Raw genomic sequence first — 14,801 nt, forward strand, 5'->3', positions numbered from 1 at the left:
GAGGAGAATTGAAATGTTAAAATTTAGATCACACAATGAACAGGCTATAGAGCAAACCATAGATAAAAAGGCTTTAATATTCGGTCTTATGTCTGTGTTCCTTTGCGGGATAGGTTTCAGTATCATATCACCTGTTGTTCCATTCTTAGTACATCCTTATATAAGCAATCCAGGAGAACAAGCTATAGTCGTTACATTACTGACCTCTGTTTATGCAGTATGCGTGTTTTTTACAGCTCCAGTACTTGGAGCTTTGAGCGATAAATATGGTCGTCGTCCATTGCTATTAGTATGCCTTTTAGGTTCAGCAATCGGGTACTTGGTTTTTGGTATAGGAGGAGCTTTATGGGTACTATTTGCTGGGCGCATAATAGAAGGGATAACAGGAGGTACCATAGGTACTATCTTCGCATATTTTGCAGATATCATTCCACCAAAACAGAGAACCAAATACTTTGGATGGGTGAGTGCGGTTGTAGGTGTAGGCACCGTCATTGGTCCAACTCTAGGCGGCTTACTTGCCAAATTTGGTTATTCTGTACCCATGTATTTTGGAGCAATAATAGCTTTATTGAATGTTGTTTATGGGTTCTTTTTTATGCCTGAGAGCCTTGACAAGAAGAAAAGATTGAAGGAGATCACTTTTGTGAGGCTGAATCCATTTATACAGCTTGCCAACGTACTCTCCATGAAAAATTTAAAAAGGCTGCTTATTTCAGCGTTCTTACTTTGGATACCTAACGGATCTTTACAGGCAGTTTTTTCACAATTTACAATAGATGCTTTTAGTTGGAAGCCTGCATTAATCGGACTTATGTTTTCAATTATGGGCTTCCAAGATATCATTTCACAAGGCTTAATAATGCCAAAGCTTTTGATAAAACTTAATGATAAACAGATAGCAATGCTTGGAATGCTTTCTGAGATTATAGGCTACAGTTTTATCGCAGCATCAGCTTTATTCTCATTTTATCCTATTTTTATCGCAGGAATGTTTATATTTGGTTTTGGTGATTCGATATTCGGTCCTTCGTTCAATGGGATGCTCTCAAAGTCTGTCGATTCTAGTGAACAAGGAAGGATTCAAGGAGGCAGCCAATCTATTCAGGCTTTAGCAAGAATGATTGGACCTATCATTGGAGGGCAAATCTATGTATCACTTGGTCATGCCGCACCTGCTTTCATGGGTATGATTCTTATAGCGGCGTCAATATCAGTTTTGTATAAGGGTACGCATGTAAATATGTAGACTACCTACTTTACTTAGATAAGTATTCACTAAAGATGATTTTAAGAACATATAATAATAGGGTTTCAGAACTTGTCCCTAGGTTCTGAAACCCTATTTGTTTATAGTCTGAAAGTTCTGTTTCAAATCAGTGTTGATTTTTACGCTGATTTAAGACTTCCTTAAGTGGTTAGGCTATGCTTTTAAGCTCCTTCATTAAGGAATCTATATTGGGATATATATAGATTATAGTAAAGTCCTTTAAGTTCTATGAGCTCATCATGAGTTCCGCACTCAGCGATTTTGCCATCATCTATAACCATTATTCTGTCAGCATCCCTTATGGTAGAAAGTCTATGAGCTATAACAAAAGATGTTCTTCCGTATAAAAGCTTCTGGATACCGTTTTGAACAAGTCTTTCAGTGGCAGTATCTATATTAGAAGTGGCTTCGTCCAATATCAAGATTCTAGGGTTAGCCAGAAGAGCTCTTGCAAAGGATATAAGCTGTCTTTGACCAACTGATAATCTAGAACCACGTTCGTTAACTTCGGTATCATAACCTTTTTCTAACTTCATAATGAATTCATGAGCATTAACGGCTTTGGCAGCAGTTATAACTTCTTCATCAGTTGCATCAAGTCTTCCGTATCTTATATTTTCCTTTATAGTGTCAGAGAACAAGAAGGTATCTTGAAGCATTATTCCCATCTGTGAACGAAGAGATTCTAGTTCTACGTCTTTAACATTGATGCCATCAATAAGTACAGCTCCTGATGTAGTATCATAGAATCTGCTTATTAGATTTACTATAGTAGTTTTACCTGCACCTGTAGGGCCTACCAAAGCTATGGTCTCACCAGCAGCAATTTTCATATTTACATCTGAAAGTACATTAGCATTCTCGTCGTATTGAAAGGTAACATCCTTAAATTCTAAATCACCTTTAATTTTAGGCATCTTTTTGGCAGATGAAGAATCGACAATATCAGGATTTATATCCATTATATCAAATATTCTTTCAGCTGCGGCAAAATTAGTTATCAAGGTGTTATAGAAATTGCTTATATTCATTATAGGTCTCCAGAACATGCTTATATACATGGTGAAGGCTATAACTGTACCTACAGATATTCCTCCGACTCCTATAAGTTTTACACTGAACCAATATACTATAACTGAACCTATGCCTTGTGAAATTTCAACCATGGGCCAGAATAAGTCATTGAGTCTTACCGCATGAACAAAGGATTCCATCATATCCGAAACGAAGGTGTTGAAGGTAACTGAAGAATGTTTTTCTTCTGCAAAACCTTGAACTATTTTCATACCTGAGAAATTTTCATGAGTAAAAGCATTTAAGTTTGATCTTTTTTGTCTGTATTTCTGCCATCTTTTCCTGCTGAAGGTTTCCACTAAAAACATGGAAGCTACCAAAAATGGAAGAAGAATTATTGTAATCAGGGCTAATTTATAATTCATTACAAACATCATAAAAGCAACAGATATCAAGCTTAAAAGCTCAGGTATAAAACTTGTAACACTGTTGTTAAACAAATCCTGAAGGGCGCTTACATCACCCACAATTCTTGCAAGTATTTTTCCAACAGGTCTGTTATCAAAGAAGGAGAAGGAAAGCTTCTGTATATGAGAATATAATTCATGTCTTATATTAACCAATATTTTATTTGTGACAGAAGCCATAACAACTATTCTGGCTTTTGAAGCCCAGAGTGCCAAGTAATTTAGCAGTAACATAACTAAACCTATAAGCACAAGACCTTTTATGTCTTTATTTTTGATGTTAACGTCTATAGCCTTCTGAAGCAAATAGGGATTTAGTATATTGCATATCATTACAAATACCATTAAAAGCACTACTATAGTTACTTTGAATTTAAATGGCTTTAGATATTTTGATAATCTATACAGTATATCCAGGTTAGAATGAGTTTTTAAATCTTCATCCTGTTTTATAGTATTACGAGCCATTATACCACCTCGCTTTCTAAATCTTCAAAGTCTTTAAATTGATCGCAATATATTTCGTAATATTTTCCTTTTAAAGCTAGAAGCTCATCATGAGTTCCTTTTTCAACTATGCGTCCATTTTCAACATACACTATCAAGTCTGCATTTTTAACAGCTGAAATTCTGTGAGCTATTATAAATGTAGTCCTGGCTTTTTCTATATTTTTAAGATTATTTAAAAGTTCATATTCTGTTTCCATATCTAGAGCGGAAGTAGCATCATCTAAGATAAGGATTCCTGCATCTCTAACTAAAGCTCTAGCAATGGAGAGTCTTTGTTTCTGGCCACCAGACAGACCTATACCTCTTTCACCTATAAGAGTTTCAAAACCATCCTCAAGATCGTTTATAAACTCCATAGCACAGGCTGACTCACAAGCTTTTGTTATTTGCTCCATAGAAGCGGCTCTATTTCCCATTTGTATATTTTCTTTTATGGAATCAGAGAATAAGAAAGTATCTTGTGGAACTATTGCCATGTTGCTTCTCAAGGCATTTAAGTCAAAATCTTTTACATCTATACCGTCAATAGATATATTGCCAGCAAGTACGTCATAATATCTTCCTATAAGATTAATTATAGAAGATTTGCCAGAACCTGTTGTTCCCATAATAGCAGTAGTGCTTCCAGGTTTTATATCTAAATCAATATTTTCTAAAACAACCTCTTCATTGTATTTAAAAGTTACATTGTTAAATACAATGTGGCCTTTAAAGCTTTGAGGTTTTTTAGCTGTTAGCTTAGAATGTATTTCTGGTTCTTTATCCATAATAGCGAAAATTCTCTTTGAAGAAGCACTATTTTGAGCTAGAAGGTTAGTCAGCCATCCCAAATTTCTCATAGGCCAAATAAGATTATTTAGGTAACTGCTAAAAGCTAATAAAGTACCAACTGTCATTCTTCCATTGATTATTTCAATACCGCCAAGTACAATCATTATTACTAGCGAAACATTTGTAAGAAATTCTATTTTAGGAAGGTGAGAGCCCATTATTTCAGATTGCTCCATGTTAAGCTCATAATTTTTATTATTCATCCCTAAAAATTTCTTTATTTCGTACTTTTCTCTAGCAAAGGCTTTTACAAGTCTTACACCAGCTACATTTTCTTGAGCAGTAGTGTTTATAACAACGGCTTGATCACTTATTTTACCATAGGAATCATCTATTCTCTTTTCAAATTTTATGGCTATATAAGCTATTGGAATCATTATCACAATACAAGCTAAAGCTAGTCTCCAATCTAAATAGAACATTATAAATGAGGATATAACAAAATAGATAATATTTTCTACGAATAACCTAAGTCCGAAGGATATGGTTCTCCATATTATTTCTACATCTTCATTTATTCTAGACATCAACTCTCCAGTATTCATGCTGTCAAAGTAGCTGAAAGACAGCTTTTGAATATGATCGAATAAATCTTGTTTTATATCAATATTTATTTTTGCTGAAAGTACATCAAATAGATATTCTTTTGTATACCCCATTATTGCTCTGAAAGCAGTGATACCTATTAGGGCCAAAGCAACACCTAATAATAGATTTACTTTACCAGCTGTTATTATATCATCCACAACAATCTTTTGTAGATATGGATTAATAAGATCTGCAACGATACTAAGAAGCATAGCAAAGGATGGTATAAATAATAGTAACTTGTATTTTAGTACGTATTTAAATACCTTTTTCAAAATTTATTCCCCCTTTAATAAAATGTTTTGTAATGATAAAATTATTAGTAACATTCTTAATTAAAACAAAAATGCCATGGTTTTGTCCATGGCATTTAATAGCATAAAAATTAGCGCGCAATCTATTTATGAAAATAAAAAGCCATGGACATAGCCCATGACCGCAATTAATCAAAAGAAAAATGATTACAGATTAAAAACTTTTTTGCGAGATAGGCTGTGTAATATTAAATTAAGTTTTGATAAATCGGTTGCTAGATTTGTCCCAAGCGCCAATATAAACCTTTTATTAAACATATTCCTACCTCCTTACAAATTTAATCATCACTTCTACAAGCATACATCTTTTGTATTTATATGTCAATACATTTTTTGATATTGAAAAATTATATTTATAGCTTATGTTACTTTAAAAAATTTTCACCAACCTTAACAATATCTCCAGCGCCGACTGTTAAAAGAAGATCTCCGGAAGAAAGGTTTTCTTCTAAATAATTAGTTATACCATCAAAACTGTGAAAGTTCTTACAGTTGATACCCTTGTCTCTTATGATATCACCTAACATATTAGAACTAACGACCTTTGTATCCTTTTCTCTTGCTGCATAAATATCGGCAAGTATAAGCTCATCAGCATCAAAGAATGCCTCTGAAAAATCATTTAAAAGAGATAGAGTCCTAGAATAGGTATGAGGCTGAAATACGCAGACTATTCTTCTATGAGGATAGTTTTTAGCGGTAGATAAAGTAGCTCTTATTTCAGTAGGATGATGTGCATAATCATCTATTACTGTAACTCCATTCTTTACTCCTTTTAATTCAAATCTTTTATGAGTTCCTTTAAATGCTTCAATACCTTTTTTAATGTTAGAATAATTTACATTAAGAATATCAGCACAGGCAATGCTAGATAATGCGTTTAATATATTATGTCTTCCAGGCACATTCAACTTTATATTAGTTACAAGCGTGCCGTTTTTTATTACACTAAAGCTTGCACATCCTTTTTCATCAAAGGATATATTTTGTGCGGTAAAGTTACCCTTATGAAATCCATAACTAACTATATTGCATGGAGCATTGTCCATAATTTCTTGAACCCTAAAATCTTCAGCATTTCCCACTACATATCCATCTTTCGGCACTAAGGAAACAAATTTGCTGAAGCTTGATTTTATGTGATTTATGTCCTTATAATAATCAAGATGATCCGCATCTATATTAAGCACAACTGCTATATATGGGAAAAATTTAAGAAAAGATTCTTTATACTCACAGGCTTCAGAAATAAAATATTGGCTTTTACCAGCTCTTACATTACCATTTATAAGATCTAATTCGCCGCCTATCAATATTGTTGGATCGGTATTGGCTTCCATGAAAATATGAGATGTCATGGAAGTGGTGGTAGTTTTTCCGTGAGTTCCTGAAATGGCTATGTTATATTTATGACCTTTCATTATATCACCAAGAAATTCTGCTCTATCCATAATTTGTTTATTCAAATTTTTAGCTTCTAAAAGTTCCGGATTATCGTTAGAAATTGCAGCGGTGTAAACTACTATATCTGCATCCTTAACATTTTCGCCACTATGATATGGAAATATTGAAGCGCCTTTAGCTTCTAATTTTTTAGTGAGAGAGGATTCCTTCATATCTGATCCAGATACTTTATAACCATACTCTAAAAGTATTTCAGCTAGACCGCTCATACTTATTCCACCGATACCTATAAAATGAACTGTTTTATTAACATCTTTATTTAAGTTGAAATTCAATAAAAAAACCTCCTCATGGTATAGTTGCTGCATATAATTAATAGTGATGAAATTTGTGATTCTCCAGTAAGCTATTAATAGTTTAAAAATATTATATTCCACTGTAACCAAAGTTGCAAAGCTTGCAATGGATAAAAATAATATAAATGCACATCTAATTAGTGTGTCCGTTATTATAAAAAATATTCAATAAAAAAGTACTGCATATATTTTTGGTTAAGAGAATACAATGAAGGAGAAAAAGTATATAATATTTAGGATAACATTAATATACGCACTTTTAGCTAATATGACATACATGCTTAAAGTATAAACTGTAAATTTTTAAGCAAGTTTTAAATTGATATAATAATGTTCGTTAAATAATACTATTGATTTGGAAATTAAAGCAAAAATTATTAGCTTTCTATTGCCAATGCAGTTTTTTTAGAATAAAATATGAATAATAAAGTTAAAAAAGTTAAATTAATTCGGAAATTTAATGTGGGTGATAATGTGGATAAGTTCAATAGAAATAGTAGAATATGTGCAATTACTAAAATGCTTTTAGATAAACCTAATAAGGTTCTAAGCTTAAATACATTTACAGATAAATTAAATGCTGCAAAATCTACAGTGAGTGAAGACATTGTAGTCATAAAAAATACTTTTAATTTGTTAGAAGAAGGAATGGTAGAAACCATTTCAGGGGCATCCGGTGGAGTTAAATATGTTGTGGGTTCAGGAAGTGAAGAGGCTGCAAAATTTGCGAAATCTATATGTGACTCTATAGCTGACAGCAGTAGAATAATTCCAGGAAATTATATATATATGACGGATATAATGTATAATCCAGCTATAATAAGTAAAGCGGGAACTATACTCGCGGCCTGTTTTAATAAAACAGACATAGACTATGTAGTCACGGTAGAAACAAAAGGAATACCCCTTGCATATGAAGTAGCAAAAAACTTAGGAGTTCAGCTGGTTATAGTAAGAAGGGATAACAACATATTGACGGAAGGACCTACTGTTACTATAAATTATGTATCCGGTACAAGTGGAAGAATACAAAATATGTCTTTAGCAAGAAGGTCCATTAAGAAAGGAAGCAAATGTGTTTTTATAGATGATTTTATGAAGGCAGGCGGAACTGCCTTAGGGATTATGGATTTGCTAAAGGAATTTGAAAGTGAACTCATAGGTATAGGTGTATTAGTAGATAATGTGAATATTAGAAAAAAACTGATTGCAGATTATACATCCTTGGTGGAATTTTTTGGTATAGATGATGACGGAAAAGTGATAGTATCACCGTCAAAATTCTTCAAATAATAAATTTTCAAAAAATTTATTGAAATTTTGTATAAAAAAAGAGGAAATTTACAATGAATAGAGAAATAGTATAGTATAAAGCATCTTGGAGGTGGATTTTAAATGCAGATTACCGATGTTAGAATTAGAAAAATTGCGGCTGATGGAAAGATGAAGGCTATAGTATCTGTAACTTTTGATAATGAATTTGTGGTACATGATATAAAAGTTATCGAAGGTCAGAACGGTCTTTTTATAGCTATGCCTAGCAGAAAAACTCCTGATGGAGAATTCAAGGATATAGCCCATCCAATAAATACCGATACAAGAGAGAAAATACAGAATGCTATTCTAGAGGAATATGCAAAGGTTAAAAATGAAGAAGCGGAAGCTTCTGAAAATAGCGAAGAGTAAAAAGGAGTTTAAACTCCTTTTTCTTTTTGTAATTTTCTAAAAAATGAGTCATGGTTGAAAATATGGAAGCTATAAAATATAATATAGTTGGTTAAATAAAAAGGCTGTGTTTTAAAATATAGCTCTTAGAACTAATAATAAAAGTTTTTTTATATGAAGAGGTGTTTTGATGTATAAATGTGCTTTGATTCTAGCGGCTGGTCAGGGAAAAAGAATCAAATCTGATATTCCTAAGGTACTTCATAAGGTTTGCGGCAGAGAAATGGTTAATCATGTAATCGATACTGTAAATAAATCGGGAATAGAGGACATTGATATTATTATAGGAAAAGGTGCGGATAAGGTTAAAGAAGCTACAAAAGAGCATAAAGTTTCATATAGCTTGCAGCTTGCACAATTAGGCACAGGAGATGCAATTAAATCTGCAGGAGATTTTTTAGCTGGCAAAGATGGTATGGTTGCCATACTTACAGGAGATGCTCCGCTGATAAGAGAAGATACTATAACAGGAATGATAAATTATTTTGAAAATAACAGTTATTCAGCAATTATGCTTACTTCTATTGTGGATAATCCTACAGGCTACGGAAGGGTTGTTAGGAGCGGAGAAGAAGTAGATAAGATCATTGAACATAAGGATTGCAGCGAAGAAGAATTAAAGATAAACGAAATAAATTCAGGAGTATATATATTTGATATTAAAATGCTTGAAGAAAGCTTAAAGGAATTAAAAAATAATAATGCTCAGGGAGAATATTATCTTACAGATGTGATAGGAATCCTTAAAGGAAAAAATAAAAAAGTTGGAGCTGTGAGCACCGATTTTGAAGAAACCTTAGGAGTAAATTCTAGAATAGAACTTGCAAGAGCAGAGGCTATAATGAGAGATAGAATCGCCAGCTATCATATGGCTAATGGTGTAACTTTAATAGATCCTAAGAATACTTATATAGAGAAAGATGTAATTATAGAACAGGACGTAGTAATATATCCTGGCAATGTTATACAGGGAAGAAGTCTAATAAAGACAGGCACTATTTTATATCCAAATAGTAGAATAGATAATAGTAAAATAGGAAAAAATGTAACAATACAAAGCTCGGTAGTATTAGATAGCTCCATAGGAGAAAATACTACAGTAGGACCGTTTGCTTATATAAGACCTGAAAGCAGCATTGGAAATGATGTTCGTATAGGAGACTTTGTGGAAATAAAGAAATCAACCATAGGAAACAACACTAAAGTGTCTCACCTTACATATATAGGTGATGCACAAGTTGGAGAAAGCTGCAATTTTGGATGTGGTACAGTGGTTGTTAATTATGATGGAAAAGCAAAGCATAAAACTATCATAGGAGATAATGCTTTCATAGGATGTAATACAAACCTTGTATCACCAGTAGAAGTTAAAGACAATACATACATTGCAGCAGGGTCTACAATTACTAAGGAAGTGCCAGAAAATAGCCTAGCTATTGCTAGAGCGCGTCAGGTAAATGTAGAAGGATGGGTAAAAAGAAAAAAACTTAACAAGTAAGTAAACATATTTTTAAAGAAAAACTGCTATTATGATTTTTGAAATGAAAAAATTGTTGTAATAGCAATTTACTAATTAAAATTAGTAAACAGAGGAGGCTAAATTCAAATGATAACCCACGGAAAAAATATAAAGATTTTTACAGGAAATTCTCACCCTGAATTAGCAAGAGGCATAGCGGCTGATTTAGGTATAGAACTTGGTAATGCTAAGGTTGGTAAATTCAGCGATGGAGAAATATCCGTAGATATCTTTGATACTGTAAGAGGAGCCGATGTGTTTGTTGTTCAGCCTACCAATGCACCAGTGAATGACAATCTTATGGAATTATTAATTCTTATGGATGCATTTAAGAGGGCGTCAGCAGGAAGAATAACAGCTGTAATACCTTATTATGGATATGCTAGACAAGACAGAAAGGTGAAGGCTAGAGATCCTATTACCGCCAAACTTGTAGCAGATCTCATAACCACGGCCGGAGCTGATAGAGTGCTTAGCATGGACCTTCATGCAGCTCAAATTCAGGGATATTTTAATATACCATTAGATAATCTTATGGGAGCACCTATTTTGGCAAGGTACTTTATTGGAAAAGGATTTAAGGAAAATGATGATGTTGTAGTAGTATCTCCAGATCTTGGAAGTGTAACAAGAGCTAGAAAATTTGCCGATAAGCTAGGAGCACCAATAGCCATAATAGATAAAAGAAGACCCCGCGCTAACGTATGCGAAATTATGAATATAATTGGTGACGTTAAAGGAAAAGTATGCATATTGGTTGATGATATGATAGATACTGCAGGAACAATTGCAAATGCTGCAAATGCTTTAATGAATCTAGGAGCCAAGGAAGTATATGCTTGCTGTTCACACGGTATATTGTCTGGACCGGCAGTAGAGAGAATAGAAAAGAGTCCTATTAAGGAACTTATCATGTTAGATACTATAAAAATATCAGAAGATAAAAAAATACCTAAAATAAAATCACTTTCAGTTTCAAGCTTGTTTGCTGAAGCTATAAAAAGAATATATGATGATGTATCAATAAGTAAGTTGTTTGAGGAATAAATTTTAGATTAAACAATAAAAAGCTTGCATGTATAGGTTAGAAACAATAAATTCTATCTATGATGCAAGCTTTTATAATATCTATATTTTGTTCTGTTTTAAATTAATTCATCATGTAATCTAATAAAATAGTAAATTATTTGTAACATTTTAAAAATAGTATATAATATTTAAATTAAAATGTGTTAAATTTAATGTAAGAGATAATAATGAAATTAGGTCAATTAATTATTTAGTATAAACAGCATACCAAAATTACCATAGAGAGCGATAAAAAAAACCTATCTACAATTAGGAGGTATATGAATGGAAGGTTCATTAGCAAGAATTTTAATAGTTGATGATGATGTAAACATAAGCGAAGTAATAAAAATGTATGTGGAGAATTCAGGATATTCCACCAAGGTGGTTCATGATGGCAAGGCAGCTCAAGATGCATTTATAGAGTATAAGCCTGATTTAGTTCTATTAGATATAATGATTCCTAATATAGATGGAGTTGACGTACTTAAATGGATAAGAAAGGAGCACGCAACACCTGTAATAATGCTTACAGCTAGGGGAGAAACCTTTGATAAGGTATTGGGGCTTGAATTAGGAGCTGATGATTATATAGTTAAACCTTTTGAACCTAAAGAACTGGTAGCGAGAGTAAAGGCTGTTTTAAGAAGATACAATAGTGAAAATTCAAATAAGGAAATCCTTACTTTTCAAGAGCTTAGCGTAGATGTAAATTCATACAATGTGCAGTATAAAGGTGAAGAAATAAAAATGCCGCCTAAGGAATTTGAACTTTTACACTTTTTGGCAAGCAATAAAAATAGAGTATTTACAAGAGAGCAGCTTTTGTGTGAAGTTTGGGGATATGATTATCCAGGAGACTCAAGAACGGTTGATGTACATGTAAAAAGGCTGAGAGAAAAGCTTCAAGGAGGTCCTAATTGGCAGATAGAAACTGTTTGGGGTGTAGGATATAAGTTTGAGGTGAAATAGATGCTGAATAAGGGTATCGTAAAAAATACATTGACAATGTTTGTTATAGTTGTGGTTATCGCTAACACTGGAATAGCAGCTGTTGTTTCCATATGGTATCATTATAATACTTTCGATAAGCTTAGAGATACTTTTGATTCTCAGGCTTCTGTAATGGGAGATATAGTTAAACAGCATAAGGATGAGTCTGATCTTGCAGATTATCTAAAAGATTATATGACCTTTGTAAACCAATATTCAAATTCAGATATACTTATAGTGGACGGTTCGGGATATGTATTTTCTCAGGTGGGTTCAAATTATACTAATCTTGAATTCAATAATTTTTTTGATAAAGAAGATATGGATGAATTAAGAAATGATAAATCCATACAAAGAGAAAATAAATATAGGCAAGTGTTTAATGATGATGCATACATGTATATTAAACCTGTTTTAGATAATGGAATCCTTATAAAAGCAGTAGCTTTTGTTATTCCCGTAAGCAAAATTAGCTCTAGGCTTAGTGAAGGATACTCAATAATATGGTTTACTTCTCTAATTTTTACGGCTATATCGGCTTATATAATATATTACCTTACTAAGAAAACTATTTTTAATCCATTAAAGGAGATAAATGATTCAGCTAAAAAAATATCTAAGGGAGAAGTTCAAAGAAGGGTAAAGGTTAATGCTAAGCAGGAAATCACAGAATTAGCAGAGTCCTTTAATTCTATGGCAGATTCCTTGGAAAAAGTTGAAAAAAACAGAAGAGAATTTATATCTAATGTATCCCATGAGTTAAGGTCACCTATAACTTCTATAAAAGGTTTTATAGGAGGAATAATGGATGGAGTTATCCCAAAAGACAAAGAGAATTATTATCTTCAGATTACCTATGAAGAAATACAGAGGTTAACTAGATTAGTAAATGAACTCTTGGATCTTTCAGCAATGGAAGCAGGAAAGTTTTCTTTAGTAATATCAGAAATTGATATTAATGAAATTATAAGGCTAAGCGTGATAAGATTTGAAACTAGAATTAATGTTAAAAAGCTTAAGGTGGATGTGGTACTCCAGGACGAACATATTTACGCAGTAGGTGACCGAGATAGACTTATACAGGTGGTCACTAACCTTCTGGATAATGCCGTAAAATATGTAGGGGATGGCGGAAAAATAAGAGTGACTACAAAAACAAAAGGAGACAATGTGCTAGTAAGCATTTTTAATGATGGACCATCTATATCACAAGAGGATTTAAGGCATATATGGGATAGATTCTACAAATCGGATAAATCAAGAACATACAAGCAAAGTACAGGATTAGGATTACCAATAGTAAGAAATATTCTTACTCAGCTAGGACAGGACATTTGGGTTGAAAATGGCGAAAAGCAAGGGGTAACTTTTTACTTTACTCTAAAAAAAGCATATTGATAGTTTTTTATAAATAAAAGCTTAGTTATTGGTTTTTCTTAACATTTTTTATTATGGAGATACGATTTAAGTTAAGATTATTAGGAGGGTAAATATGATAGGACAAAAGATCTCCGACAATAGCAGTTTAAACTATTTTGAGAATAATAAAGGTGAAGACATAATCAAAGAAGACAGTAATCAGTGCGACCCAATAATTAATTATGGTACTATTAACTTTAGAAGCAATAAAACAAAGAGAAAAATCAGATATATCTGCAGAGGTATGGTTTTCTTATTTGTAGCAGCTTTGTCAGGAGGAACAACTGCTTATGTACTAGTGAATAATCAGATGTCCAAAATAGCTCAGAAATATAATGAAGGAAGTACAAACATTATTGTAAATTCAAGTCAAGCTGGAAATGTAACCTCCAGCAGTGTTGTTCCTAAAAATTCCATTAATTATGTTGCTGAAAAAGTTGGGCCAACTGTAGTAGGAATAAGCAATAGTGCAGAAAGCTTTTTGGGTAAGGAAACCAATAGTTTCTCAGGTTCAGGTATCATATTTAACTCAGATGGATATATCATAACTAATTATCATGTGATATCAGATAGTGATAAGATAATGGTTAAGCTTCCTAATGAAACTACAAAAACCTATGAAGCAAAAATTATAAGTGTGGATAAAAGTTTAGATTTAGCTATTATAAAGATAGACGCTCCAGGGCTTGTAGCTGCTAATTTTGGAGATTCCTCTAAGGTTAGAGTTGGAGATATAGCTGTAGCCATAGGAAATCCTTTAGGAGAAGAGTTAGCTGGAACTGTTTCAGCTGGAATAATAAGCTCTACAAATAAAAAATTACAATATACAGATGGAGCTGGTAATACTTTTAACTATAATACTCTGCAGACCGATGCGGCTATAGATTCTGGAAGCAGCGGAGGAGCGTTGTGCAATGAGGTAGGAGAAGTTATTGGAATTACTAGTTTGAGAATGAATGCCCAAGGTGCTGGTTTTGCCATATGCATAAATGATGTATCAAAGTTCATAAAAGAGGCTACTACAGACAAAGCTAAATTGCAGGTATCTGAAATTGGTATTATAGACGGAGGAACTGCAGGGCATAATAGTGGTGCTTATTTGAGAACTATTGCTAAAGATTCTCCGGCTGATAAGGCAGGAATACAATACTCTGACATCGTAATACAGGTTAATAGCAAAAAAATTAAATCCTATGATCAAATGGTAGAGGCTATTGGAAGCATTAAAAAGGGAGATGCTATAAAGCTTAAGATTGATAGAAATGGTAAGATGATGGATATTACCATACAGTATAAATAGCGGATTTACCTTAAAATTTATAT

General features: G+C 32.8%; 11 protein-coding genes. 8 read left to right on the forward strand and 3 right to left on the reverse strand.

The window, feature by feature from the left end; genetic code table 11:
* Positions 1-13 precede the first annotated feature (13 nt).
* The gene (locus IAI10_RS03540) at positions 14-1,249 is read left to right on the forward strand and encodes an MFS transporter (protein WP_315671918.1); all 1,236 of its coding nucleotides are present in this window, start codon (positions 14-16) and stop codon (positions 1,247-1,249) included.
* Positions 1,250-1,431: 182 nt separating this feature from the next.
* Here IAI10_RS03540 and IAI10_RS03545 read toward each other — a convergent pair whose 3' ends face one another.
* From IAI10_RS03545 to murC, 3 genes are all read right to left on the reverse strand, one after another.
* The gene (locus IAI10_RS03545; protein WP_315671919.1) at positions 1,432-3,219 is read right to left on the reverse strand and encodes an ABC transporter ATP-binding protein; all 1,788 of its coding nucleotides are present in this window, start codon (positions 3,217-3,219) and stop codon (positions 1,432-1,434) included.
* On the reverse strand, positions 3,219-4,955 hold the full coding sequence (locus IAI10_RS03550) for an ABC transporter ATP-binding protein (RefSeq protein WP_315671920.1): 1,737 nt from the start codon (positions 4,953-4,955) through the stop codon (positions 3,219-3,221). The genes IAI10_RS03545 and IAI10_RS03550 overlap by 1 nt, the downstream gene beginning before the upstream one ends.
* A 404-nt stretch (positions 4,956-5,359) precedes the next feature.
* Entirely contained in the window at positions 5,360-6,733 is a 1,374-nt protein-coding gene (gene murC, locus IAI10_RS03555) for a UDP-N-acetylmuramate--L-alanine ligase (protein ID WP_315671921.1), read from the reverse strand.
* 495 nt (positions 6,734-7,228) lie between these two features.
* On the opposite strand from murC, the gene purR reads away from it, so the two are divergent.
* The 7 genes from purR to IAI10_RS03590 all read left to right on the forward strand — a co-directional run bounded on the left by purR (position 7,229) and on the right by IAI10_RS03590 (position 14,778).
* The gene (purR, locus tag IAI10_RS03560; protein ID WP_315671922.1) at positions 7,229-8,047 is read left to right on the forward strand and encodes a pur operon repressor; all 819 of its coding nucleotides are present in this window, start codon (positions 7,229-7,231) and stop codon (positions 8,045-8,047) included.
* A gap of 102 nt (positions 8,048-8,149) precedes the next feature.
* The gene (spoVG, locus tag IAI10_RS03565; protein WP_315671923.1) at positions 8,150-8,440 is read left to right on the forward strand and encodes a septation regulator SpoVG; all 291 of its coding nucleotides are present in this window, start codon (positions 8,150-8,152) and stop codon (positions 8,438-8,440) included.
* A 169-nt stretch (positions 8,441-8,609) separates the two neighbouring features.
* Positions 8,610-9,977, forward strand: coding sequence for a bifunctional UDP-N-acetylglucosamine diphosphorylase/glucosamine-1-phosphate N-acetyltransferase GlmU (glmU, locus tag IAI10_RS03570; protein ID WP_315671924.1), 1,368 nt, complete (start codon positions 8,610-8,612; stop codon positions 9,975-9,977).
* A gap of 108 nt (positions 9,978-10,085) precedes the next feature.
* Entirely contained in the window at positions 10,086-11,045 is a 960-nt protein-coding gene (locus IAI10_RS03575; RefSeq protein ID WP_315671925.1) for a ribose-phosphate pyrophosphokinase, read from the forward strand.
* 306 nt (positions 11,046-11,351) lie between these two features.
* A complete protein-coding gene (locus IAI10_RS03580) occupies positions 11,352-12,038 on the forward strand; it encodes a response regulator transcription factor (RefSeq protein WP_315671926.1) in 687 nt (228 codons plus the stop codon).
* On the forward strand, positions 12,039-13,457 hold the full coding sequence (locus tag IAI10_RS03585; protein ID WP_315671927.1) for an ATP-binding protein: 1,419 nt from the start codon (positions 12,039-12,041) through the stop codon (positions 13,455-13,457).
* Positions 13,458-13,551: 94 nt separating this feature from the next.
* Positions 13,552-14,778, forward strand: a complete 1,227-nt coding sequence (locus tag IAI10_RS03590) for a trypsin-like peptidase domain-containing protein (RefSeq protein WP_315671928.1) — start codon at positions 13,552-13,554, stop codon at positions 14,776-14,778.
* Positions 14,779-14,801 lie beyond the last annotated feature (23 nt).

The organism is Clostridium sp. 19966, from assembly GCF_032335695.1.
GTDB lineage: Bacteria > Bacillota > Clostridia > Clostridiales > Clostridiaceae > JACTOJ01.